The organism is Streptomyces sp. CC53 (assembly GCF_001865245.1).
In the GTDB taxonomy this organism is placed as follows: domain Bacteria; phylum Actinomycetota; class Actinomycetes; order Streptomycetales; family Streptomycetaceae; genus Streptomyces.
Genome location: NZ_MKXB01000185.1, coordinates 15,383 through 37,831, shown reverse-complemented (window position 1 = coordinate 37,831; position 22,449 = coordinate 15,383). Strand labels below are relative to the sequence as shown.

Below are 22,449 nucleotides of genomic sequence, written 5' to 3'. Positions count from 1 at the left end.
TTTATCGTTCACCTATGCGGTTTGTGAAGGGCCCTTCACAAATTCGCCACGCCCCGGCTGGTTCCCCCGTCCAGCCGGGGCCTTCATGTGTGCGCCGCCCGCCGCCCGTACGTTCGGTGTCGGCACCGCCCAGTGCGTCCACCGATGCGATTCGGCCGCCCGGGCTCGTCGAGCCGCGCGTCGGCGCCAGCCGGGGTGGAACAGCCGACCGGCCCATCCGTGTGCCGCCGAGCGTCCTGCCGGGCCGCCGTCCCTACATCTCCCTGCGCAGCCGGGCGGCCATCGCGGCCAGCCGCGGGTAGCGCTCGCCCAGCTCGGCCGCCCTCCGGTCGAGCTCCTGCGTGAGCCGCTCCGTACGTTTGTCGACGTCCAGCTCGTCCAGGATCCGGTCGATCTCGCTCAGCAGCGCCCCGTGCAGCTGCCACTGCCGCGGATGCTCCTGCACGTCCTCCAGCAGCAGGTCGGCGACCCGGTCGCGAGCGGCCCGGCCGGCGGCGAGGGCCTCCGCGAGCCGGTCCTCGGCCTCCTCCGCACGGGCCGCGACCTGCGTGGTGACGAGCTGCGCGAAGCTCTCCACCGCCCGCGCCATGTGGCCGAACACCTGCTGGAGGCCGGCTGCCACATCGGGCGGGAACAACCGCTCCTCGGTCCGGAACTTCGCCAGGTCGGTCATCGTCCGCGACAGCACCCGCAGCACCACCGCGCAGATCTCCAGCGTGTCCAGGCCCGTCCGCAGCGCCACCCGGGCCAGCAGCCCCTGCCGGACCCGCGGGTTCAGGCGCAGGCTCTCCTCGGCCTGCCGCAGCGACGCGTCCACCTCCACGATGTCGTGGTCCAGCTGCCGCGCCTCGTGCAGGCGGGCCGCCGCGTGCGCCACCGGCACGTGGCCGAGACCGGCCACGTCGTCGCCCATCTCGCGGAGCATGCTCCCCATGCCGCGGGCCAGTCCCTGGATGGAGGCGCCCGCCGACTCCACCCACACCGGCGGCGCCAGCAGCAGGTTGAACAGCAGCCCCACGCCCGCCCCGATCAGCGTCTCCAGCACCCGGTGCCAGGCAGCCGAGCCCACGGCCTGGGTCACCCCCAGGACCAGCATCGCGCTGATCGCCACCTCGGGAACGTACTCGCTGACCCTGACCAGATGCCCCACGATCAGCGCCGCGAAGATCGTCAGCCCGAGGCTCCACCAGGTCAGCCCCACCAGCGTGCTGAAGCCGATCGCCACCAGCACGCCCGCCACCACCGAGTTCACCCGCCGGATGCCGTTCGTGAGCGTCGCGTACAGCGTCACCTGCACCACCAGGAGCGCCGTGAGCGGGGCGGTGAGCGGGGCGGGCTGCGCGGGCAGGAACATCAGCGCCACCACGTACGAGATGACGGCCGCCGCCGTCGAGCGCAGCGTCTGCGCGGCGACGGGCTCCGTCGTCCGCCGCACGAGCTTGACGACCGCGTCGCGGGCCTCCGGCGTCCGCCGGGCAACCCGCGGCTCGTGTGCCTTCCCCATCGGGCGACCTCACCTCCCCGCCGGGCACGGCGTTTGCGGGGTGCCGCCCGTGGTACCGGCCCACACATGAACCAGGGCACCCACCTCCACCAGGGCACCCGCGTCGCGATCGTGACCGGCGCCGACTCCGGGATAGGCCGCGCCACCGCCGTACACCTCGCCCGCCGGGGGATGGATGTCGGCATCACATGGCACGGTGACCGCGAGGGCGCTGTCGGCACCGCCGACGAGGTGCGGTCCCACGGGCGCCGCGCCGAACTCGTCGACATGGACCTGACCGCGCTGCCCGACGCCGCGCAGGCCGTCGAGGAGCTCGCCGCGCGGCTCGGCCGCATCGACGTGCTCGTCAACAACGCCGGGGTCGGCACCGCCACGCGGTTCCTCGACCTGTCCTACGACGTCGTGCGGGACGTCGTCGACGTCGACCTGATCGGCCCCTTCCTCTGCAGTCAGCACGCCGCCCGCCGGATGATCGACCAGGGCGACGGCGGCCGCATCGTCAACGTCACGTCCGTGCACGAGCACCAGCCGCGCGTCGGGGCGGCCCCGTACTGCGCCGCCAAGGGCGGACTCGGCCTGCTCACGCAGGTGCTCGCCCTGGAGCTCGCCGAGCACGGCATCACCGTCAACGCGGTGGCGCCCGGCGAGATCGCCACCCCGATGACCGGTCAGGAGGACGTGGACGTCCGCACCCGGGAGCGCCCGGGCATCCCACTCGGCCGCCCGGGTGACGCCCGTGAGGTCGCGGCCGTCATCGCGTTCCTGGCCGGCGAGGACGCCTCGTACGTCACCGGCGCGTCCTGGTCCGTGGACGGCGGGATGTTGCGGATGGGCCCGCAGGCGGGTTCCCACCTGGACAGCGACGCCTGGCGCCGCCCGTGAGGCGCCGGCCGCCGGCGCGGGCTCCGGGCCCGTCACGCGGCGGCCGGCCGACCGCCGGGGCCCGCTGCCGTGGCGGTCGTACGCCCGCCGCCCCGGCCGACGGCGGGCGTCCTGCGGCTGTCGTCCGTCACGATGCGACTCCTGACGTGGTGTGCCCGATGGTGCCGTACCCCCGTTACCCGCGGGACGCCTGCTCCTAACGGCCCCGGTGCGCCCGGCGGGCTCACCGGACCACCGGGGCGGCGGTCTCCGGTCCGCGCACGCTGCCCCGGCGGCGGTACCGGCAGGACCGCTGCCGCCGCCGTGGTGCCTGTCGTGGGCCGCGCCTCCTGTGGGCCGTGTGGCGTGTGCCGTCGGTCGTGGGTCGTCCGGTGTCTGCCGTCTGCCGGTGTGGGCCGGCCCCTGTCCCTCGTCCGCCGGAGGGCCTGCCCAGTGCCGTCAGCCGGTGGGCCGTCCGCAGCGGGCCGCCGGCCGGTGCGCCGTGAGCGGTGGGCCGTCTCCCCGTCCGTTGTTCCCTGCCGTCCTGCTCCGCCCTCCGCCCTCCGCGCCCCGGCCCCCCCGTTCCGGCTGCCGCATGGCAGGAGCACGCCCGGCCCTCCTGCTCCCGCAGGCGGTCCGGCGTGCGCGCCCCGGTGCCGGCACCGGCGACCACCGGGTGGGTCGGTGCGGGCCCCGGCGTACGATCAGTCGGTTCCCGCCACCCGAGGAGTCGCACACGTGACCGCCGTTCTCCCGCCGCCCCGCACCGCGGGAGGAGCGCTGCACGTCGACCGGCTCGACCGCACCGAAGACGGCGAGCGGCTGCACGGCCTGCTGTGGCGGGCGGGGGAGGGGTGGCGGATGATCAGCAGTGCCGTGCTCGGCGGCGGGGTGGGGGAGCGGTCCTGGGTGCTCAACGCCCAGGTCTCGCACGGCTACCGGCGCACCGATCCGGCCCGCCACCTGGCGGAGCTCGCCCGCGGCGCCGGGGTGACGGGCCCGGGCGTCGGGCTGATGACCGCCGCGGACGTCCGCGCCCACGGCCGCGGCGAGGACGACGGGGTGGAGGCCGTGGTCACCGCGGGGCTGGGTGTGCGGGGCTGGGCCGCGGCGCCGGGCACCGGCACGGCGGCACCCGCCGCGCCGGGCACCGTCAACATCGTCGTCGCCCTGCCCGTCGCCCTCACCGACGCGGCGCTGGTCAACGCCGTCGCCACCGCCACCGAAGCCAAGGTCCAGGCGCTGCTGGACGCGGGCTACGACTGCTCCGGCACCCCCACCGACGCCGTGTGCGTCGCCGCACGCGCCCCCGGCAGCGACGGGGGCGCCCACGCCTTCGCCGGACCGCGCTCCCTGTGGGGCGCGCGCCTCGCCCGAGCCGTTCACACCGCGGTCCGCGAGGCCGCCGGCCCCCTGCCCCCGGTCGCCTAGCGGACGACGACCGCTTCCTCCTGCCCGGCGACCAGCGACGTCGCCGGGACGTGCACCGGCAGGTGGTACACCGCGAAGGCGCTGCCCAGCACGGGCTGCGCCACGTTCCGCACCCGCACCCCGCCGCTGGTCATGCCGTGCTCGGTGCCGAGGTGCGCGTGGCCGTGCACGGCCAGGTCCGCGCCCGCGTCGTCCACCGCCTCCGCCAGCAGGTAGCTGCCGAGGAACGGGTAGATCTCCGGCGGCTCCCCGGCCAGGGTGTCCGGCACCGGCGAGAAATGCGTCAGCGCGATCCGCACCGCGCAGCCGTCGGCCTCCTTCAGGGCCCGCAGTGACGCGGCGAGCCCCTCGGCGCAGCGCCGGGTGTAGCGGATGAACGCCTTCATCTCCGGTTCGCCGAACTCGCCGCCGCTGCGCCCCGCGAAGCCGCCGCCGAAGCCCTTCGTCCCGGCGATGCCGACCCGGATGCCGTCCACCGACAGCACGGTGCCGGACCCCTCCAGCACGATCACGCCGACCTCCTCCAGGACGGCCGTGACATCGTCCTGCCGGTCGCTCTGGTAGTCGTGGTTGCCGAGCACCGCGACGACGGGCACGGGAAGCCCCGCCACCTCGCGGGCCACCACCCGGGCCTCCTCGACCGTTCCGTGCCGGGTCAGGTCCCCGGCGAGCAGCAGCATGTCCGCCCGCTCGCCCAGGGTGTCCCACGCGGGCCGCAGTGTCCCCGCGCCGTCCGGTGACAGATGGATGTCGCCGACGGCCGCCACGCGGATCATGAGAGCTCCTCGGGGTGGTTGGGGGCGTCCGTGACCGCCACCACGAGGTCTTCGTGGAGCGGCAGCCCGGACAGCTCTTCCTGGGCGATGCGCAGGATCTCGTTGCGGCAGGCGGCCGTGGACACGGTGCCGTACAGCATCACGCCGGCGCCGCGCTGCTCGATCCGCACGCCGAGCTCCGCGATGTCCTCGCTGGCCAGCCGGTCCCGCAGGTGGGCGATGCGGTACTCGGCGGTGTCGGCGCCGCTCATGGGAGTTCCTCCCTGGGCTCGATGACGTGCAGGCGCTCCAGCAGGAACAGGAACGCCTCGGGCATGGGAGCGCCTTCGTTGTCCCGGCGCAGCGCCTCCCAGTCGATCTTCTCGCGCAGTGCGCGGGCGATCGGCAGCACCGCACCGAAGTCGCAGTGGTGCTCCGAGAACGCCGCGAGCTGACTGCCCATCAGGTCCGTGGGGGCCAGCACCGGCATGTGCACCGAGTCGACCGGGATCACCAGCGCACGGTCCAGCAGGTCCTCCGTGACCGGGTGCCGGGCCAGCTCGAAGATCAGATCGATCTCCTCGCCGCCGCAGGTCGCCTTGATCAGCCAGTCCTCCGGGGCTCTGCGCACCTTGATGCCCCCCTGCTCCAGCTCCCGCGTCACCGCATCCTCGTCCTCGCGGAGGACGGCGAAGTCGGTGTCGTGCTGGAGGCTGGCCGGGACGCCGTGCGCGTACGCGGCGACGCTCCCGGCGAGCGCGAAGCGGTGCCCGCCGCTCTTCAGCAGGCCCGCCACCTGCTTGGTGGCCTCCAGGATGGCCTGGGTCCGGTCCGGCGGCAGCGGCGGGCCGCCCGCCACCTCGCCGGGCACGGGAGCCGGCTCCGCGATCCGCAGCTCAGCGGAGCCCGCGGGCCCGGCGCCGCCACGCCGCTGGGCCTCATGCGCGTGTGTCACCTCGTTGCGCCCCCTTCACTTCGGGCCACCTCGGACGGAGAGCGGCCCGAGTACCCGCACCGCCGCGTTCCACCCCTCCCCGGACAGCGGCGTCCTTCGGACCGCCCCGTACGGCGGGGCTCCGGGCGCCGGAACGCCACCCTCCCGGCCGCCCCGGCCCGGCCCTGGTCGCCGTCCCGCCGCCGCGGTCTCCGCCGGGTTCGGCCGCAGGCACGTCACGGCTGCGCCCGGTCTCGATCCCCCGTCTTGAGGAGCGCCGCCCACCGGGAGGACGATGAGCGCATGGACGCTTCACTGAGCGGCGTCAGCGCCCCGGCCCGCCTGGCGGCGGCAGGAGAGGCCATCAGCCACGAAGAACTGGCGCTCGCGACCCGGAACCACGGCCTGCCCCTGGAGGCCCTGCGCTACGACGTCACGCCCCCGGGGCTGCACTACGTACTCGTCCACTACGACATCCCCGCCGCCGACCCCGACACCTGGCGGCTCGCGGTCGGCGGCATGGTCCGCAAGGCGGTGTCCCTCGATCCGGCCTCGATCCGCGCCTTCCCCGCGATGACCGTGCGGGTCACTATGGAATGCGCCGGCAACGGTCGGGCCCGGCTGACGCCGAGACCCGTCAGCCAACCCTGGCTGGTGGAGGCCGTCGGCACCGCCGAGTGGACGGGAACGCCCCTGCGCGCCCTGCTCGCGGAGGCCGGCGTCGCGGCGGGCGCGTCCGACGTGGTGTTCACCGCGGCCGACCACGGAGTGGAACGTGGCGTCGAGCAGGACTACCAGCGCGGCCTGCCGCTGGCCGTGGCCACCGGGGAGGACCCGCCGGTGCTCGTCGCGTACGAGATGAACGGGCAGCCGCTGCCGCCGCAGCACGGATACCCGCTGCGCCTCGTCGTCCCCGGCTGGTACGGCATGGCGCACGTGAAGTGGCTGCGGGAGATCACGGTCGTGGACCGGCCGTTCACCGGCTTCCAGCAGAGCGTGGCCTACCGCTACCGGCAGAGCGCCGACGACCCGGGCGAACCCGTCGACCGGATCAGGCCCCGTGCGCTGCTCGCCCCGCCCGGCTTCCCGGACTTCATGTCCCGGACCCGGGTCGTGGACGCCGGGCCGGTCACCCTGTCCGGCCGCGCGTGGTCCGGCTTCGCCCCCGTCACCCGGGTGACGGTGAGCGACGACGACGGGCGCAGCTGGACGGATGCCGAGGTCGATCCGCCGGACGGCCATCGATGGGGTTGGCAGGCGTGGCGTTCCACCTGGAGGGCCACCCCGGGCGACCACGTACTGACCGCCCGCGCGCACGACGCCGAAGGCCGTGTGCAGCCCGTCGCCCAGCCGTGGAACCGCGGAGGCTTCGGCAACAACGTCGTCCAGCGGGTCCCGGTCCACTGCCGCTGACCCCGCGGCCCCCACCAGGGGAGGCCGGCGGAGCAGACGCCTTCGACACCGGACCTCCGCCCTGCGCGGTTTCGCCGGTGCTCCCGGCGTAGCCGGGCCGTGTCCGGCGTGCTCCCCACCCGGTGCGCCCCGCCCCGGCAGGGGCTCAGCGGCCTCCGCCCGGTTCGTGCGCGGCCGACGGGTGCAGGATCCGCGTCAGGAAGTCCCGGGTGCGCGCCTCCCTCGGTGCCCCCACCACCTGCTCCGCCGGTCCCTCCTCCACGACCAGCCCGCCGTCCATGAACACCACCCGGTCCGCCACCTCGCGGGCGAAGCCCATCTCGTGCGTGACGACCATCATCGTCATGCCCTGCCCTGCGAGGCCCCGCATCACCGCCAGCACCTCCCCGACCAACTCGGGGTCCAGTGCCGAGGTCGGCTCGTCGAACAGCATCACCTCCGGGCCCATCGCCAGCGCGCGGGCGATCGCCACCCGCTGCTGCTGGCCCCCGGAGAGCTGCGCAGGGTACGCGCCCGCCCGGTCGGCCAGGCCGACGCTCTCCAGGTGCTCCCGCGCCACCCGAGTCGCCTCGGCCTTGCCGCGCCTGAGTACCCGGCGCTGCGGCAGCGTCAGGTTCTCCTCCACGGTGACGTGCGGGAACAGGTTGAACTGCTGGAACACCATGCCGATCCGGCGCCGCACCGCGTCGATGTCCACCTCCGGGTCCGTGACCTCCGTGCCACCGACGACGACCCGCCCGGCCGTCGGCTCCTCCAGCAGGTTGACGCAGCGCAGCAGCGTCGACTTGCCCGACCCGGAAGGGCCGATGACGCACACCACCTCGCCCCGCGCCACCTCCAGGTCGATGCCGCGCAGCACCTCGGTCCCCCCGAACGCCTTGCGCAGCCCCCGGATCTCCACCTCCGGCCGCATCCCTGAGCCTCCCATGCTCATCGGCCCCTTCCCGCCCGCGCTTCGAGGCGGCGCACCACCAGGCCCAGCGGGACCGTCACCAGCAGGTAGCACAGCCCCGCGACCAGGATCGGCGTGGAGTTGGCCGTCTGACTGGCCAGGTCCCGGCCGAACTTGGTCAGCTCCCGCTCCTCCAGGGTCACCCCGAGGAACAGCACCAGCGACGAGTCCTTGAACAGCAGCACCAACTCGTTCGTCAGGGGCGGCACCACGATCCGCAGCGCCTGCGGGACGACCACCGACACCATGGCCCGTGCCTGCGAGAAGCCGAGGGAGCGGGCGGCCTCCAGTTGACCGCGCGGCACCGCCTGGATGCCCGCCCGGATCGTCTCGGCGATGTACGCGGCGGCCACCAGGCCCAGGCCCAGCGCCACCTTCCCGTACGTGCCGCCCGGCACCTCCGTCCCGGGGAAGGCCAGGGGCACGGCAACCCCGACGAAGATGAAGATCAGCAGCGCGGGCAGGCCGCGGAAGAACTCGATGTAGACACCGGCCAGCCACCGGTACGGCGCCACCGCCGACAGCCGCATCAGTGCGACGACCACGCCGAGCACCAGACCGAACACGAAACCGGACAGCGTGTACACCACGGTGTTGAGCAGCGCGGTGGTGATGATCTCGGGGAACAGCCGCTGCGCCAGCTCCGCCCGCGCGAACTGCTGCCGCAGCCGCCCCCAGTCGGCCGTGGCGGCGACGAGCGCCACCGCGGCCGCGAACACCGCGTACTGCAGGCCCCGCACGGCCTGCTGCCGCCGGCGCCGCGTCGACCGGACCGTCACGAAGCGCCCTTCGCCGAAGCGGGCAGGGGCCCGATCCACTCCTCGTACAGCTTGTCGTACGTGCCGTCGGCCCTGGCGTCCCGCAGCGCCTTGTCGACGGCGGCCCGCAGGGCGTCGTTGCCCTTCTTCACGGAGAAGCCGTACTGCTCGCCGGTCTCGATGTCCTCGGCGATCGTGAACGCGGCCGCGGTCGCCGGGTCCTTGAGCCAGCCCTGCACCACCGGGTAGTCGATGACGACGGCGTCGACCTGACCCGTGCGCAGCCCGTTCAGCACGGCGTCGGAGCTCTCGAACGCCACCGGGTCGAGGCCCTGGCCCTTCGCGTGGTCCTCGCCGGTCGTCCCGGCCTGGGCTCCCAGCCGCAGTCCGCGCGCCTTGACGTCCGCGAGCGAGTCCGCGCCGCTCTCCTGCGAGGTCAGGAGCGCCTGCGTGGCGTCGAAGTAGGGGAGTGAGAAGTCGACGTTCTTCTTCCGCTCCTCGGTGATCGTCATCCCCGCGGCGGCGAGGTCGCACTCGCCGGAGCTCAGGAACGCCCCGGTCTTGAAGTTCTCGAACGGTGTGTCAAGGATCTTCTGCTCGACCCCCAGGTCCTCCGCCACGAGGTCGACCAGGGCCACGTCGAAGCCGACCACCCGGCCGTCCCGCTCGAACTGGAAGGGCGGGTACGGCAGGTGGGTGCACGTGGTCAGCTTGCCCTGCTCCACGACCGGCACCCCTCCCTTCGCCTCGCCGGGCCCCGCCCCGTCCGAGCTGCAGCCGGCGGTGAACAGCAGCGCGGCGGCGCAGGCGACGGCGAGCAGCGCCCGCGGTCGCCTGCGGGCGGGTGCGGTGGTGCGGCCGGAAGTCGGCGTCACGGGGGAACCTCCAGGGACACGGGGCGGTGGAGACGGGGAAGCCGTCGGCGGTGATGGTGCGTCACCGCCATCGCGTCACGGTGGAGATCCGCTGGCGCGGCCTCCCGGGCACCGGACGGTGCCTCCGAAGCCTCTCTTCCGGCCGCCCCGCGCCGCCGTCCGCAGGGTGGGTCGGCCGGACCGAGGGGACGGAGCTGCGGAGCCGCGCGTATCCTCCGGGCCGTGACACCGACGTACGTGCTGGACGGCAGGCAGATCAGAACGCTGGAGGACTTCTGGCGCGTCATCGGTGAAGCGATCAACGGTCCGGGGGGCTACTTCGGTCGAAACCTCGACGCCTTCGCCGACTGCCTCAGCGGCGGATTCGGAGCGCCCGACGACGATGACTACGTGGTCGAGTGGCGCGACCACCGGCTGTCTCGCCAGTACCTCGGTTATCCGGAGACCATTCGCCAGCTCGAGATCCGGTTGTCACGCTGTCACCCGACGAACCGGCCCTCGGTCAGCGCCGATCTTGCCGCAGCGAGGCAAGAACGTGGGACCACGGTCTTCGATTGGCTGGTCGAGATCTTCAGCTATCGTGCACCCGGTGTCCTGCGACTCCGGTGACTGGTCATAGGGGCGCCTTGTGCCGCACACGGAGTAGGTGCCGCGTCGTGTGAGAACCGCGCGGTGGAGCGCGGCGTATGCGGGCGTTCGATGCTGCGGTGGCCGCTGGAGCCGAACCGGTGGGCGGAGGAGATCTTGTCCGGCTGCTGGTGCTTCGCGGCGACCCGTGGGCAGGGAGTGGTTGAGAGGACGTCGGCGCGTCGCACGGGAGCACCCCGCCCACGGTCTTCACGACTCCGCTCACGGCGCTGGCACCGTCCAGGGCATCTGGGCACTACCACGGCGAGGCCTCGGACGCCTCGCGGAGAACCCTCCCCCGGGCGCGGGGAGCACGTCGAGATCCCCGTCTCCGGCCTTCTGTCGGGCCCCGCCCGCATCCGAAGCGGGACGGAACAGGTACTGGCCTGGCTCATCACGTCGCAGGGGCGGGCGACGGCCATCACGGTCGATGCCCACGGGCATGTCGAGGACGCTGATGGTGCCGACGCCTTCATCCCACCGGGCGGGGACCCGGTGTCCTGCCAGCAGCCGGTCAGGCCACCTCGGTCTCCCGCTCAATGGCCTGGAGGCGGTACGTGAGCCGGGAGCTGGGACCGTTGATGGAGATCACTTCGCAGAGGTGGATGAGCCGGTCGAGGACCGCGGCGCCCAGGACCTCGTCGCCGAAGACCTGCATCACACGCTGGCGTCCCTTGTCCGAGGCCAGGGTGATCGAGCCCTCCTCGTAGTGCTGGGGATGACTTGGTGGACGAAATCGCTTCCGCGCGTTCCAGGGGCTGGTAGCCGACCTCGGTCGGCAGGAGTCTGGACGTGGTCAGCGATGGTCGTTGAGCCAGTCGCCCGGGATCAGGTCACGAACGCGGTCGATGGCTTCTGCCGTCCGGCCACGGGCCAGGATCGCCGCGCCGTCGTCATCGCGCACAAGGACGTCCTGGCCCAGGAACCACCGGGTCTCCTCGCCGACGGGATACGCGGGGAACGGCAGTCGGACGAAGTTCGTCTCCAACGGCTCGAAGCTGTCGTCGTCCGGGTCGAGGAAGTCGCAGAGCTCTCCATCGGCCTGCAGGAACTCGGACAGGGCAATCTCGACGAAGCAGAGGGAGAGACGCTCCAGCCACTCCTCCCATCGCTCGGCGCTCTTGTCGGCAAGGTCGAGCCGGATGAACACCGCAGGATCGTCGTCCTGGAGGCTGTCGAGGAGGATGCCCCAGGATGCGGCCCCCTGGTTCTCGTGCCGGAAGACGAGGGCCTCCTCGGCGTCATCGACGTACAGTTCCGCCGGACCGAGCAGCACATCGTGGTTGCTGGTGAGATCCTGTCGACGCCCGAACAGCACATACGCCTCACGCAACGCCTTCGGCAACTGGAGACCCAGCCTCGCCTCGGCAGCGTCGAGTTCGGCTTCCGTCCATCCATCACCGTTTCCCAGAGCGGCGCCGGCCCAGTCAGCGGCGAAGTCCCGGATGAAGGTCCATGCGCCACTGCGGCCTTCGACGCCTCTGGCGAGCGACGCGACAAGATCGAACCCTTGTGTCATGCCAGGACGATATCCGTCCCGCTCACCACTCGTTGCCGCAACCGACACGCCGATCAGTCGTTCCTGGAATCCCGTGGTCCTCTGGGGCTGATTACGCCTCAGCGAACACAGCAGCACCTCATTCCCCCTGGCGCTCTCGGCCTTCGAGGTGCCACCGGCGCCCCGTACAGACCCGGCTGTCGAGCAGGCTGTGGAGCAGCAGGCCATCGCGATGAGCGCCCTGCCCCGCAGCGCGCTCCCCGAGCGCCCTGCGGCAGCGAGACCGGCTCCGCCCCGGGCGGAGCCGGTGCGTGCCTCTGCGGTGGGTTGTGGTCAGACGGGCAGCGCCGACGGGTGGCGCGGCCGCCCAACTGCCGTGGCCTCCAGGGCCGTCGCCCGGCCGCACCGCCCCACCCCGTGGACTGCGCGGCGCGGATCACCGGCATGCTTGGCGGGTGTTTCCGATTCCTCAGCAGCCCTCCCGCGCCCCCGACGCGGGGCACATGATCGTCTGCGGCGACGACGCGCTGGCGGACCGCCTCGCGCGCGAACTGCACGACGTGTACCGGGAACGGGTCGTGCTCGTCGTCCCCGGCCGCACCGTCCCCGTGCCGCAGCAGCGCACGGCTGCGCCCCGGCCGGGGCGCGGCGCGTTCGCCCTGTTCGGCCGGATGACCGCCGCCGTGTCCCGTACCGGCGGCCCCGCGCCCGAAGCCCGGACGGGGCAGGGCGGCCCCACCGCGAGGGGCGTCGGCGCGCCGCCCGCCGCTGCCTCCGGGCCCCGGGGAGACGCCGACGTGCGGCTGCTGGAGGTCGCCGACGTCGACGAGGCCACCCTGCTCGACGCCGGTGTGGAGCGGGCGGCGGCCCTCGCCCTGGTCCACGAGGACGACGAGACCAACATCCGGACAGCGCTCCTGGCGCGCCGCCTCAACCCGGCGCTGCGGCTCGTCATCCGCATGTACAACCGCAAGCTCGGGCAGCACCTTGAGGAGCTGCTCGACCAGGCGGCGGCCCTCGCCCTGCCGGACATCGACCCGGAGGTCCTCGACGCCTCCACCACCGTGCTGTCCGACGCGGACACCGCCGCCCCGGCGCTCGCGGCCACCGCCGTCGCCGGCACCAGCAAGATCATCCACGCGGACGGGCTGCTGCTGCGCGCGGTCGAACGCACCCCGCCCGGGCGCGGCGAGGTGGCCGACCCCGGGCTGTGCCCGCTCGCCCTGCTGTCGTCCAGCGCCAACGACCCGGCCGGCAGTGACGGTTCCGACAGCAGCGGGGAGCAGGGCCCGCAGCTGCTGCCCGACGACCGGACGGTCGCCGCCGCGCCCGGCCGCGGCATCGTGGCGCTGGAGGCCATCTCGTACGCGGGCCCCACCCTCCGCCCCCAGCGGCTCGGCACCGGGGCCGTGCCCCTCCGGTCCTTCTTCTCCCGGCGCCTGCGCTGGTCCTTCGCCGGACTGGTGCTCGCCGTCACGGGCATCGCGGTCGCCATGTGGCTCACCACCAGGGAGGCGGGCCCGCTGCGGGCGGCCTACCTGACGCTGCTCGACGTGTTCGCGATCGGCGACCCGGCGGTGGGGGAGCCCGTAGAACGGCAGGTCCTGCAGATCCTCTCCGGGTTCGTCGGGCTGCTCCTGCTGCCGGTCCTGGTCGCCGCGATCCTGGAGGCGCTCGGCACCTTCCGCACCGCGACCGCGCTGCGCCAGCCGCCGCGCGGCCTGTCCGGCCACGTCGTGCTGATCGGCCTCGGCAAGGTCGGCACCCGTGTGCTGAGCCGACTGAGGGAACTGGACATCCCCGTGGTGTGCGTGGAGTCCGACCCGGAGGCGCGGGGCGTCGCCACGGCCCGTCGGCTGCGGGTGCCCGTGGTCCTCGGCGACGCCACGGAGGAAGGCGTGCTGGAGGCGGCCCGCCTCCACAAGGCGCACTCGCTGCTGGCCCTCACCAGCCTCGACATCACCAACCTGGAGGCCGTGCTGTACGCCCGGTCCCTGCGGGCCGACCTGCGGGTGGTGCTGCGGCTGTACGACGACGACATCGCGACCGCGGTCTACCGCACCCTGCGCGTGGCGCACCCCGAGGCCCTGACCCGCAGCCGCAGCGTGTCGCACCTGGCGGCACCGGCGTTCGCCGGAGCCATGATGGGCCGTCAGATCCTCGGGGCGATGCCGGTGGAGCGCAGGGTGCTGCTGTTCGCGGCGGTCGTCGTGGCGGGGCACCCGGAACTGGAGGGCCGCACGGTCGCGGAGGCGTTCCGTCCGGGCGCGTGGCGGGTCGTCGCGCTGGACGCGACGGCGCCGGAGCAGCGCAGACCGGACCTGGCGGCGGTCCACGCCGAGGGCGGCGGCCTGCGTGGCACCGGTTTGGTGTGGGACCTGCACCCCGGGTACGTTCTGCGGGCCGAGGACCGCGTCGTCCTGGCCGCGACGCGGCCGGGCCTCGCGGAGCTGCTGGGCAGAGGCGCACCGGGGCCCACCCCGTGACGGCGCCGCCCCGGCGGATCACTAGGGTGTGGCCCGGCACGCAGCGGCGAGGTGTGGAGGTACGGCTGTGCTGATGGTGGGCAAGATCCTGCGGTTCGACGAGGTGCGGGGCTACGGCTTCATCGTCCCCCGCGAGGGCGGCGAGGACGTCTTCATGCACGCGAACGACCTGGTGGACGACAAGTACCTGTACCAGGCCGGGCGTGAGGTCGAGTTCTACCTGGAGATGGGCGACAAGGGCCCCAAGGCGTCGGAGATTCGCCTGGTGGACCGCTCGGCCGGGCGCCGTGCCCCGGTCGCGGCGGTGCCGGACCGCGTGCCGATGGAGGACCTGGACGACGAGGGCCTGGACGTGCTGACCACGGCGGAGTTCCAGGCGGAGCTGACGGAGGCGCTCATCGAGGCCGACGGCACCCTCACCACGTCCCAGCTGAAGCGGGTGCGTTCCCGCGTCACCGAGCTGGCCCGCCACCACGGCTGGCTGGAGGGCTGACCCCGCCGGGCCCCGACGGCTCGGCACGCCGCCCGCCGCCGCGCCCGGTTACGCCGCGGTACGCGCCGCTTCCCGCCCGCCTGATGCAGCCGGTGCGACCCGGCCCGGAGCCGCGCGTCCTGTGCGCCGTCCGGCGGCGCCACGTACCGCCTGCGTGTCTCGGGCGGCGGGGCGGTGCCGACGCCCCGCCCCGGTCCCCGGCCGGCCCCACGAGCCCGCCGCCGACGGGGCGCCCTACGGGCCCGTGCTGCCGTCCTGCTGACGGGAGCCACCCGGTCCGAAGAGGGGGGCCCGCACCGCCGACACGAGCCGCAGCAGCCGCTCCTCGTTGCCCACCAGGCCCGCGCGGCGCAGGGCCGCGTCTGCCTCCGCCATCGGTGACGACAGGTGCACGGCCGCCAGGGGGGCGAGGCCGGGATCGGCCAGCACGGCACGCGTGGTCTCCATGAGCCGGAGGTACGCCTGTGCCGCGGCGCGTTCGAGAGGCGTCAGGGTCACGGTCATCCCCCCACTCTCGCGCACGGCACTGACACTCAGCCCGCGTCACGTCCGTGGAGGTACTCCAACAGCCGCCCCACGAAGACCCGCTGACCCGCCACCAGGCGGACCGCGGCCTCCTCGGGCGTGCACCACGCCACCCGGTCGACCTCGGGGAACTCCCGCACGGTGCCCGAACCGCGCGGCCACTCCATCGCGAAGGTGCCCGGCACCACCAGCGCCGGGTCCAGGTCCGCCTCCACCGCCCAGACGGTCACCACCTTGCCGCCCGACTGGCGCGCCTCGCCCAGCGGCAGCAGCGGGCCCTCGGGCACCGGCAGCCCCAGCTCCTCCGTGAACTCCCGACGCGCGGCGGCCTCCGGCGTCTCCCCGGGCTCGTACTCGCCCTTCGGCACCGACCACGCCCCGGCGTCCCGCCGCGCCCAGAACGGTCCTCCCATGTGGGCGAGCAGCAGTTCCGCACCCCCTCCCGCCGAGGTGCGGAACAGCAGGAGGCCCGCGCTGCGCTTCGCCGTCATGGGCCCAGTGTGCCCCGGCCGGCGGGCCGCGGCGGGTTACCGTCGGCCGTATGCCTCCCACACGCCCGGACGAGCCGGGATTCCCCGCGGACCAGGCGGCACGCGCCTCCGCGGTGCCCGCGCTGGACGAGCGGCTCACGCACTGCCGCGCCTGCCCCCGCCTGGTCGCCTGGCGCGAGCAGGTCGCCCGCGAGGGCCGCCGCGCCTACGCGGGCTGGGACTACTGGGCCCGCCCCGTGCCCGGCTTCGGCCCCGACGACTCCGCCCTGCTCGTCGTGGGCCTCGCTCCCGCCGCCCACGGCGGCAACCGCACCGGCCGCATGTTCACCGGTGACCGCTCCGGCGACGCCCTGTTCGCGGCCCTCCACCGGCTCGGCCTCGCCGACCGGGCCGAGGCCACGTCCCGTGACGACGGGCTGCGCCTCACCGGAGTCCGGGTCACCGCGCCCGTCCACTGCGCGCCACCCGCCAACCGCCCCACACCCACCGAACGCGACACCTGCCGCCCCTGGCTCGTACGCGAACTGTCCCTGCTGCGCCCGACGCTGCGCTCCCTGGTGGTGCTCGGCGGCTACGGCTGGCAGGCGGCGCTCCCGGCGGCGGCCGCGGCGGGCTGGTCCGTGCCGCGGCCCCGCCCCGCCTTCGCGCACGGCGCCCGCACCACCCTTACCGCGGATGGCGGCGGGCGGGACCTGGCGGTCTTCGGCTGCTACCACGTCAGCCAGCGCAACACGTTCACCGGGAGGCTCACCCCCGGGATGCTCACCGACGTCCTGGGACGCGCCGCCCGCGCCGCCGGCCTGGCCGTCCCCTGAGCGGGTCAGCCCGTGAACTCGTACGTCAGCGGCGCCGACTCCGGCGCGAACCGGATGTCCGTCACCTCCAGCACGTGCCCGTGCTGGTCGTGCACCTCCCGGTGGACCGTCAGGCAGGCCGTGTCCGCCGGCACGTGGACGCCGATCGACTCCCGCAGCGTCAGCCGCAGCCCCGCCCGGTGCATCCACTGGTACAGCAGCCGCATGTCGGGTCGCCCGGCGCGCGCGTCGTGGCGCCGGTAGCGTGCCAGCTCGGGCACCTCCGCCAGGGCGTGCCGGGAGAACCGCGACACGGCCTCCCGCTCGGCCGTGCCGTCCGCGCCGAGCAGCCGGTGCCGGTGCACCAGCGTCGGCTCGCCCGGCAACAGGCCCAGCGGTACCGCCGCCCCGGGCGGCGCGGCCTCCCAGACGAGCGTCGCCTCGACCGCGGCGAAGGGCGCCGCCCGGCCGCCGCCGGGTGCGGCGACCGGGCAGGGGAACTCCATCAGCCCGGGCCCCAGGACCGGGCCGCCGCCCACCGGGCCGGGCTCCGTGGCGGCGAACGTGCCGCGCCGCTCGGTGACCACGAGCCGCTCCTCCCGCAGCAGCCGCAGTGCACTGCGCACGGTCTGCCGGTTCACCTGGAAGCGGTCCACCAGCGAGCGCTCCGAGGGAAGCCGGGTGCCCGGGGCGATTCGGCGCTGTGTGAGGTCGTCCCGGAGCGCGGCGGCGACCTGGAGGTAGAGCGGAATCGCTGTGGGAGCGTGAGGTTCAGGCATGTTTAACCCTCAATTTTCGCTCAGCGTAGCTGAATGAGCCGTGTAGGTGACCATCCCTATCATTGGTCTAAACCTTTTAGGAAGAGTCGGCCCGACCCGCCGGCGAACTCTGTCCGAAAGAGAGACGACACGGGCCCACCCCCGGCTCTCCCGGCCGCCTCTGCCGGTGCGGCGGCGGCAGCCCGCCCGGCGCTGCTCCGTAGGGCGGGAGACCCCTGCGCGGACCCGCCCGGCGTCCCGTCCGCGGCCCGCCGCCCTGCGGGGCGGGAGTCCCACCCCGCGCGGCGGCGGTCCGCTCTGCGGGCCTGGGCCGTAGGGCCCTGCGGCGGCAGGCCGCTGCGCGGGGCCCGGCCGCCACCCCCGTCCGGACGAGGCGTGCACGGAGCCCCTCGCGTGCGCGGCGTCCAGGCGGGGCGGGGCCGGAGAAGGCGTCGGCGGTGCCGGCGACTCCCTGCCGGTCGGATGCCGGTGCCCGTCCGTCGCGCGCGGAGGCGCGTGCGCGGGTGCCCGCGGCCGGCCCGCGTCCCGCGGGCATCGCCAGGTGTGGCCGAGACCCACCGGTCCGGCCGCGAGCGGACACCCGCCGCGCCGCCACCGCCGTGCCGGGCGACGGTTCGCCGCCCCGCCCACGGGCACCCGCGGGGAACGCTGACGCGAGCGGAAGGAAGTCCCACCCATGAGGGCCCTCACCTGGCACGGAAAGCGCGACGTCCGCGTGGAGACCGTCCCGGACCCGCGCATCGAGGAACCCACCGACGCCGTCGTCCGCGTCACCTCCACCGGACTGTGCGGCTCCGACCTGCACCTGTACGGTGTACGGCGGCACCGCCGACCCGCTGCCGATGATGACCCTGTTCGACAAGCAGATCCAGCTCCGCATGGGCCAGGCGAACGTCCGCCGGTGGACCGACGAGATCCTGCCGCTCCTCACCGACGACGACCCCCTCGGCGTCGACGACTTCGCGGCCCACCACCTGCCGCTGTCCGACGCGCCGCACGCGTACCGGATGTTCCAGCGCAAGGAGGACGGCGTCAGCAAGGTCGTCCTGAAGCCCTGAAGCCCTCAGGCCCCGGCGCCCGGCATGGGCGGGCGCCAGGGCACCGCCCGCCGGGACAAGCCCGCAGCGGGGCGCCGGACGCGGCGGGGACCGGTCAGTCGGCCCTCGTGTCCTCGGTGTCCCGCCGTAGCGGCGGCTGCTGAGGAGTGGGCAGCGCGGGGCCGAAGAGCACGGCACGCGCCACGCGGGGGGCGAGGAGCGATGTCACGGGCGCGGTCAGGTGGAGGACGGCCCGGAAGGCGGTGCCCACGACCGGGTCGCCACCCACCCGCTGCTGCACGCGCGCCATGTACCAGTCCACGGGCCGCTCGGCCGCGCTCGTGCGGGCCGCGTCACCCTGCGCGCCCGGCATGTTCTTGTCCACGCCCGCCGAGATCTCCCACGCCTGCCGGCCCGCCCGGAACAGCGCCCGCTGCACCCGCAGGGTCGTCGGCGGGCGGCGCCGGTCGGCCAGCGCGGTACGCAGCGCCACGGCGTCCAGCGCCGCCACCGACATGCCCTGCCCGTAGACCGGGTTGAACGTGCACAACGCGTCCCCCGTCACCAGGAACCCGGCCGGCCGCCGCCCCGCGCGGTCGTAGCGGCGCCGCACGTTGGCGGTGGCACGGAACCCGTGCACCGGCGACTCCGGTTCCGCCTTCGCCAGCCAGTCCCGTACCAGCGGGTCGGGCAACCGCCCCGCGAAGGCTTCGAACCCCTCGCCGTCGGTGGGCGGTTCGCTGCCGCGCAGCCCGGACAGCGTCACCAGGAAGCGGCCGTCCTCGACGGGCAGCACGACCGCCCCGTACGTCTGGCGCGGGTTCGGCACGACGAACAGGCCCGTGGCGTCGGTGTCGTCGGCGTGCCGTGCGTTGCGGTAGATCCGGGTCGCGTAGGCGAGCCCGGTGTCGAGGGTCTGCTCGCGCGGCGGCTCCGCACCGATCGCTGCCAGCCACTCCGGCGCCTTCGAGCCGCGCCCCGACGCGTCCACCACCAGGTCGGCCGCCAGGAGCCGCGGCTCCCGCCCGTGGCCCGCGGGGCCGCGCTCGCGCACCAGCAGGCCCCGCACCCGTGCCGCGTCGCCGGCCAGCCCCACGGCCTCGGTGCCCTCCAGGGCCTCCACCCTGGGGTCGGCGAGCACCCGCCGCCGCACCACGTGCTCCAGCAGCGGCCGTGACCCGCAGAGGAAGTGGAACGTGGCCTCGGTACGGCGGTACCACGTGCCCACCTCGTGCTGCACCATGTCGCGGGGCATCCCCACACGCGGGGCTCCGGCCGCCCGCAACTCCTCGATCACGCCGGGCAGGAGCTGCTCAAGGGCCTGCTGTCCCGATGCCAGGAGCCCGTGGATGTGCCGCCCCTGCGGCACACCGGCCCGCGGCTCGGGCTCCTGGGGGAAGCGGTCCCGTTCCACGACCGTGACGCGTTCGGCGTGATCGGCGAGCGCCCTGGCCGCGAGCAGCCCGGCGACACCGCCGCCCACCACCACCGCGTGCCGTGCCGTCCCGCTCCCCGTGTCCGGACCGCTGCCCAACTGGTCGGCCATGTCCGCCCTTTCCGTCGACGATCTGCGCCCGACCAGTATTCCCGGAGGCGTGCGGAAAGGAGGCCGCGCCGGGGCGACGGCACCCGATGGAGCGGTGGCCGGCGCACCGCCCATCGGGTGGCCGTGCGGGGCCGCGGGCGGACCCGCACGACGCCGTACGGGTCTGCCCGAAGCCGTGCCGGTGCCTCGCCGGTGCTGCTCGCGCGCCGAGGGCCGGTTCACGTCGGCTCGTTCCCCTGCGCTCCTCCCGGGTCGCCGGGCGCCGTCGGGCGGGCGGCGCGGGCATCCGAAGCAGCCGGGACAACGGACGACGGACGACGGACGGTGGGCGGTGGCTGGGCCGGGGGCGGGACGCGGGGCGGGGGCGGCGGCCTCCGGGGGCTGCGCCGGTCAGCCGGGGCCGAGGCGCCGCGTACCGGGCTGCCGGGGCCGCAGCGCAGTACGCGGCATCGGTGCGGAGGCCGCGCCGGGATTCACCGCCGGGGCGGAGGCCGCGGTGGAGCGTTCCCTGCGAAGGCCCCGGCAGGAGCTCAGGCCGCGGCGGCCTCGTGCTCGCAGGCGTCGCCCGTGCCGTGCACCTGCCAGGAGGGGAAGGGGTCGGTCCACGGCCCCGTGTCGCCCTCGTCGACCAGGCAGGCCTCCAGTGCCCGGTGCAGCGCGGACGCGTCCAGGTCCGTGCCGATGAACACTAGCTCCTGGCCGGGTACGTCCTCGGCGGTACCGGACGGCTCGAACCGGGCCACCGCACCGGCCTGCGACCACAGCCCCGTGACGCCGCCGCGGCCCGCGAGCCGGAAGAAGCCCTTGGAGCGCAGCACCTGACCGTAGGCGCCGCTGTCGAGCCCTTCGGTGACGAACGCCCACAGCCGCTCGGGGTGGAACGGCCGCTCCGACCGGAAGACCGTCGACGAGATGCCGTACTCCTCGGTCTCCGGGACGTGGTCGCCGTTGAGCTCCCTCACCCAGCCCGGTGCCTCCTGGGCGCGTTCCAGGTCGAACAGGCCGGTGCCGAGGACGTCCTGGAGGCGGACCCGGCCGTGCTCGGCCGTGACCAGCCGTGCCACCGGGTTGAGGCGGGTCAGTGCGGCGGCGAGCCGGTCCCGCTCCGCCCGGCCCACCAGGTCGGTCTTGTTGAGGACGATGACGTCGGCGAACTCGACCTGGTCCACTAGCAGGTCGCTGACGGTCCGCTCGTCGTCCTCGTAGGGGGCGATGCCGCGCTCCCCGAGGCCGTCGCCGCCTTCCAGCTCGCGCAGGAAGTTCACGGCGTCGACCACGGTCACCATGGTGTCGAGCCGGGCCAGGTCCCCGAGGGTGGCGCCGTCGTCCCGGGGGAAGGCGAAGGTGGCGGCGACCGGCATGGGTTCGGAGATGCCGCTCGACTCGATCAGCAGGTAGTCGAAGCGCCCCTCCCGGGCCAGCCGGTCCACCTCCTCCAGCAGGTCGTCGCGCAGGGTGCAGCAGATGCACCCGTTGGTCATCTCGACCAGCCGCTCCTCGGTGCGCGACAGGGCGGCCTCGCCGCCCCGGACGAGCGCGGCGTCGATGTTGACCTCGCTCATGTCGTTGACGATGACGGCGACCCGCAGGCCGTCGCGGTTGCCGAGGACGTGGTTGAGGAGGGTCGTCTTCCCGGCGCCGAGGAAGCCGGACAGGACGGTGACCGGCAGGCGGTTCACGGTACTCAGCCCTCCGGGCGGATCAGGCCGCGCTCGTACGCCTTCACGAGGTGCTGCGGCACCCGGTACACGGCGCCGTCCACGGTGACGGGCACGAGCTGCGGCACGGACGCCTTCCACTGGGCGCGGCGGTGGCGGGTGTTGGAGCGGGACATCTTCCGCTTGGGTACGGCCATGACGACGAGACCTCCGTCGGATGCGGGTCGGGTACGGCAGGACGGCGGCCACGCTACATGAAAACGATTGTCATGACGAAGTCGGGGTCTCCGGCAGCCCCTCCAGGGCCTCGGTCAGCCAGCCCACCCAGAACCGCTCCAGCTCGATGCCGCCCCGCAGCACCAGGTGCCGCAGACGGTCCGCGTCGGTGTCGCGCTCCGGCGGAAACTGCCGCTCCTCCATGCTCACGTACGCGTCCAACTGCTCCTGGTGCAGCACGAGATGGCGCCTCAACTCGTCCGCGAGCCCTTCGGTGCCGACCACCGCGGCGGCCCGCAGGCGCAGCAGCAGCGCGCTGCGGTAGGGCTTCGGGTCCTCGGCGCGCCGCGCCCAGTCGGTCAGCTCGGCGCGGCCCGCGGGCAGCACCTCGTACTCCTTGCGCTGCCCCCGCGCCGGCACCTCGGACGGCAACGCCCGGATGAGTCCCGCCTGCTCCAGCTTCCCGAGCTCCCGGTAGATCTGCTGGTGCGTCGCCGACCAGAAGTAGCCGATGGAGCGGTCGAACCGCCGGGTCAGTTCGAGCCCGGAGGACGGCTTCTCCAGCAGGGCGGTGAGGATCGCGTGCGGCAGTGACATGACCGCATCCTAGGGAGTGGCCGCCGCGGGCCCGCTCACCGAGTGATCCGGTCCTCCGGTGCCCGCAGGACCCGGCGCTCCAGGACGGCCACGAGCGCCGGCCGGTGGCTGCCGGCGCGGCGCAGCAGCAGGTCGCGCGCCGTGGCGCCGACGCGGCGCTTCTTCGGGCGGCGGCTCGTGAACGCCTCGCTCGCGAAGAACTCCACGGCTCCGTCGGTT

General features: G+C 74.3%; 24 protein-coding genes and 1 pseudogene. 8 read left to right on the top strand and 17 right to left on the bottom strand.

The window, feature by feature from the left end; translation table 11 throughout:
• Positions 1-253: 253 nt before the first annotated feature.
• The gene (locus BJP40_RS23100) at positions 254-1,504 is read right to left on the bottom strand and encodes an aromatic acid exporter family protein (protein ID WP_071268263.1); all 1,251 of its coding nucleotides are present in this window, start codon (positions 1,502-1,504) and stop codon (positions 254-256) included.
• 66 nt (positions 1,505-1,570) lie between these two features.
• On the opposite strand from BJP40_RS23100, the gene BJP40_RS23095 reads away from it, so the two are divergent.
• Together BJP40_RS23095 and BJP40_RS23090 are read left to right on the top strand one after the other, a co-directional pair.
• Positions 1,571-2,386 (top strand): SDR family oxidoreductase, encoded by an 816-nt coding sequence (locus BJP40_RS23095; RefSeq protein WP_071282063.1) that lies wholly within the window; start codon positions 1,571-1,573, stop codon positions 2,384-2,386.
• A gap of 717 nt (positions 2,387-3,103) precedes the next feature.
• Positions 3,104-3,796 (top strand): adenosylcobinamide amidohydrolase, encoded by a 693-nt coding sequence (locus BJP40_RS23090; RefSeq protein ID WP_071282061.1) that lies wholly within the window; start codon positions 3,104-3,106, stop codon positions 3,794-3,796.
• Here BJP40_RS23090 and BJP40_RS23085 read toward each other — a convergent pair.
• From BJP40_RS23085 to BJP40_RS23075, 3 genes are read right to left on the bottom strand one after another with little or no spacing between them, the layout of a single operon-like run.
• Complete coding sequence (locus tag BJP40_RS23085; protein ID WP_071273348.1) at positions 3,793-4,572, bottom strand: metallophosphoesterase; 780 nt, start codon at positions 4,570-4,572, stop codon at positions 3,793-3,795. The two genes, BJP40_RS23090 and BJP40_RS23085, sit on opposite strands and share 4 nt — an antisense overlap.
• Positions 4,569-4,823, bottom strand: coding sequence for a hypothetical protein (locus tag BJP40_RS23080; RefSeq protein WP_071273351.1), 255 nt, complete (start codon positions 4,821-4,823; stop codon positions 4,569-4,571). The genes BJP40_RS23085 and BJP40_RS23080 overlap by 4 nt, the downstream gene beginning before the upstream one ends.
• A complete protein-coding gene (locus BJP40_RS23075; protein WP_371258686.1) occupies positions 4,820-5,506 on the bottom strand; it encodes a hypothetical protein in 687 nt (228 codons plus the stop codon). The genes BJP40_RS23080 and BJP40_RS23075 overlap by 4 nt, the downstream gene beginning before the upstream one ends.
• Before the next feature lie 282 nt (positions 5,507-5,788).
• Between BJP40_RS23075 and BJP40_RS23070 the strand changes: the two genes are divergently transcribed.
• On the top strand, positions 5,789-6,898 hold the full coding sequence (locus BJP40_RS23070) for a sulfite oxidase (RefSeq protein ID WP_071282059.1): 1,110 nt from the start codon (positions 5,789-5,791) through the stop codon (positions 6,896-6,898).
• A 145-nt stretch (positions 6,899-7,043) separates the two neighbouring features.
• Here BJP40_RS23070 and BJP40_RS23065 read toward each other — a convergent pair whose 3' ends face one another.
• From BJP40_RS23065 to BJP40_RS23055, 3 genes are read right to left on the bottom strand one after another with little or no spacing between them, the layout of a single operon-like run.
• Entirely contained in the window at positions 7,044-7,826 is a 783-nt protein-coding gene (locus BJP40_RS23065; protein WP_071282057.1) for an amino acid ABC transporter ATP-binding protein, read from the bottom strand.
• Positions 7,827-7,828: 2 nt separating this feature from the next.
• Positions 7,829-8,629: an amino acid ABC transporter permease gene (locus BJP40_RS23060; RefSeq protein WP_071282073.1), complete on the bottom strand. Its 801-nt coding sequence runs from the start codon at positions 8,627-8,629 to the stop codon at positions 7,829-7,831.
• On the bottom strand, positions 8,626-9,483 hold the full coding sequence (locus BJP40_RS23055) for a transporter substrate-binding domain-containing protein (protein WP_079171389.1): 858 nt from the start codon (positions 9,481-9,483) through the stop codon (positions 8,626-8,628). Before BJP40_RS23055 ends, BJP40_RS23060 begins: the two co-directional genes overlap by 4 nt.
• Before the next feature lie 222 nt (positions 9,484-9,705).
• Here BJP40_RS23055 and BJP40_RS23050 point away from each other — a divergent pair, with 222 nt between their 5' ends.
• Entirely contained in the window at positions 9,706-10,092 is a 387-nt protein-coding gene (locus tag BJP40_RS23050; protein ID WP_071282055.1) for a barstar family protein, read from the top strand.
• Positions 10,093-10,624: 532 nt separating this feature from the next.
• Here BJP40_RS23050 and BJP40_RS35865 read toward each other — a convergent pair.
• A complete protein-coding gene (locus BJP40_RS35865) occupies positions 10,625-10,768 on the bottom strand; it encodes an ATP-binding protein (RefSeq protein ID WP_256220808.1) in 144 nt (47 codons plus the stop codon).
• 138 nt (positions 10,769-10,906) lie between these two features.
• A complete protein-coding gene (locus BJP40_RS23045) occupies positions 10,907-11,629 on the bottom strand; it encodes an SMI1/KNR4 family protein (RefSeq protein ID WP_071282053.1) in 723 nt (240 codons plus the stop codon).
• A gap of 482 nt (positions 11,630-12,111) precedes the next feature.
• Here BJP40_RS23045 and BJP40_RS23040 point away from each other — a divergent pair, with 482 nt between their 5' ends.
• A complete protein-coding gene (locus BJP40_RS23040) occupies positions 12,112-14,094 on the top strand; it encodes an NAD(P)-binding protein (RefSeq protein ID WP_071282051.1) in 1,983 nt (660 codons plus the stop codon).
• Positions 14,095-14,161: 67 nt separating this feature from the next.
• The gene (locus BJP40_RS23035) at positions 14,162-14,587 is read left to right on the top strand and encodes a cold-shock protein (RefSeq protein ID WP_071273373.1); all 426 of its coding nucleotides are present in this window, start codon (positions 14,162-14,164) and stop codon (positions 14,585-14,587) included.
• A gap of 234 nt (positions 14,588-14,821) precedes the next feature.
• Here BJP40_RS23035 and BJP40_RS23030 read toward each other — a convergent pair whose 3' ends face one another.
• Positions 14,822-15,091: a hypothetical protein gene (locus BJP40_RS23030; RefSeq protein ID WP_071273376.1), complete on the bottom strand. Its 270-nt coding sequence runs from the start codon at positions 15,089-15,091 to the stop codon at positions 14,822-14,824.
• Between the two features lie 29 nt (positions 15,092-15,120).
• The gene (locus tag BJP40_RS23025) at positions 15,121-15,603 is read right to left on the bottom strand and encodes an NUDIX domain-containing protein (protein ID WP_071282049.1); all 483 of its coding nucleotides are present in this window, start codon (positions 15,601-15,603) and stop codon (positions 15,121-15,123) included.
• A gap of 50 nt (positions 15,604-15,653) precedes the next feature.
• Here BJP40_RS23025 and BJP40_RS23020 point away from each other — a divergent pair, with 50 nt between their 5' ends.
• Complete coding sequence (locus tag BJP40_RS23020) at positions 15,654-16,418, top strand: uracil-DNA glycosylase (RefSeq protein WP_071273381.1); 765 nt, start codon at positions 15,654-15,656, stop codon at positions 16,416-16,418.
• 5 nt (positions 16,419-16,423) lie between these two features.
• Here BJP40_RS23020 and BJP40_RS23015 read toward each other — a convergent pair whose 3' ends face one another.
• Positions 16,424-17,176, bottom strand: a complete 753-nt coding sequence (locus tag BJP40_RS23015; RefSeq protein ID WP_071282047.1) for a GntR family transcriptional regulator — start codon at positions 17,174-17,176, stop codon at positions 16,424-16,426.
• A gap of 812 nt (positions 17,177-17,988) precedes the next feature.
• On the opposite strand from BJP40_RS23015, the pseudogene BJP40_RS35860 reads away from it, so the two are divergent.
• Positions 17,989-18,234, top strand: a pseudogene (locus tag BJP40_RS35860) (glutathione-dependent formaldehyde dehydrogenase); the annotation flags it as partial.
• 94 nt (positions 18,235-18,328) lie between these two features.
• Here the strand turns inward: BJP40_RS35860 and BJP40_RS23005 are convergent.
• The 5 genes from BJP40_RS23005 to BJP40_RS34495 form a co-directional block, all read right to left on the bottom strand.
• A complete protein-coding gene (locus tag BJP40_RS23005) occupies positions 18,329-19,759 on the bottom strand; it encodes an NAD(P)/FAD-dependent oxidoreductase (protein ID WP_071282043.1) in 1,431 nt (476 codons plus the stop codon).
• Between the two features lie 530 nt (positions 19,760-20,289).
• On the bottom strand, positions 20,290-21,447 hold the full coding sequence (locus BJP40_RS23000; protein ID WP_071282071.1) for a GTP-binding protein: 1,158 nt from the start codon (positions 21,445-21,447) through the stop codon (positions 20,290-20,292).
• A complete protein-coding gene (gene rpmF, locus BJP40_RS22995) occupies positions 21,444-21,614 on the bottom strand; it encodes a 50S ribosomal protein L32 (protein ID WP_071270075.1) in 171 nt (56 codons plus the stop codon). Before rpmF ends, BJP40_RS23000 begins: the two co-directional genes overlap by 4 nt.
• Positions 21,615-21,684: 70 nt before the next feature.
• Positions 21,685-22,230: a PadR family transcriptional regulator gene (locus tag BJP40_RS22990; protein WP_071270077.1), complete on the bottom strand. Its 546-nt coding sequence runs from the start codon at positions 22,228-22,230 to the stop codon at positions 21,685-21,687.
• Between the two features lie 35 nt (positions 22,231-22,265).
• The coding region (locus BJP40_RS34495; RefSeq protein ID WP_177204451.1) for a hypothetical protein at positions 22,266-22,449 on the bottom strand (184 nt) is incomplete at its 5' end.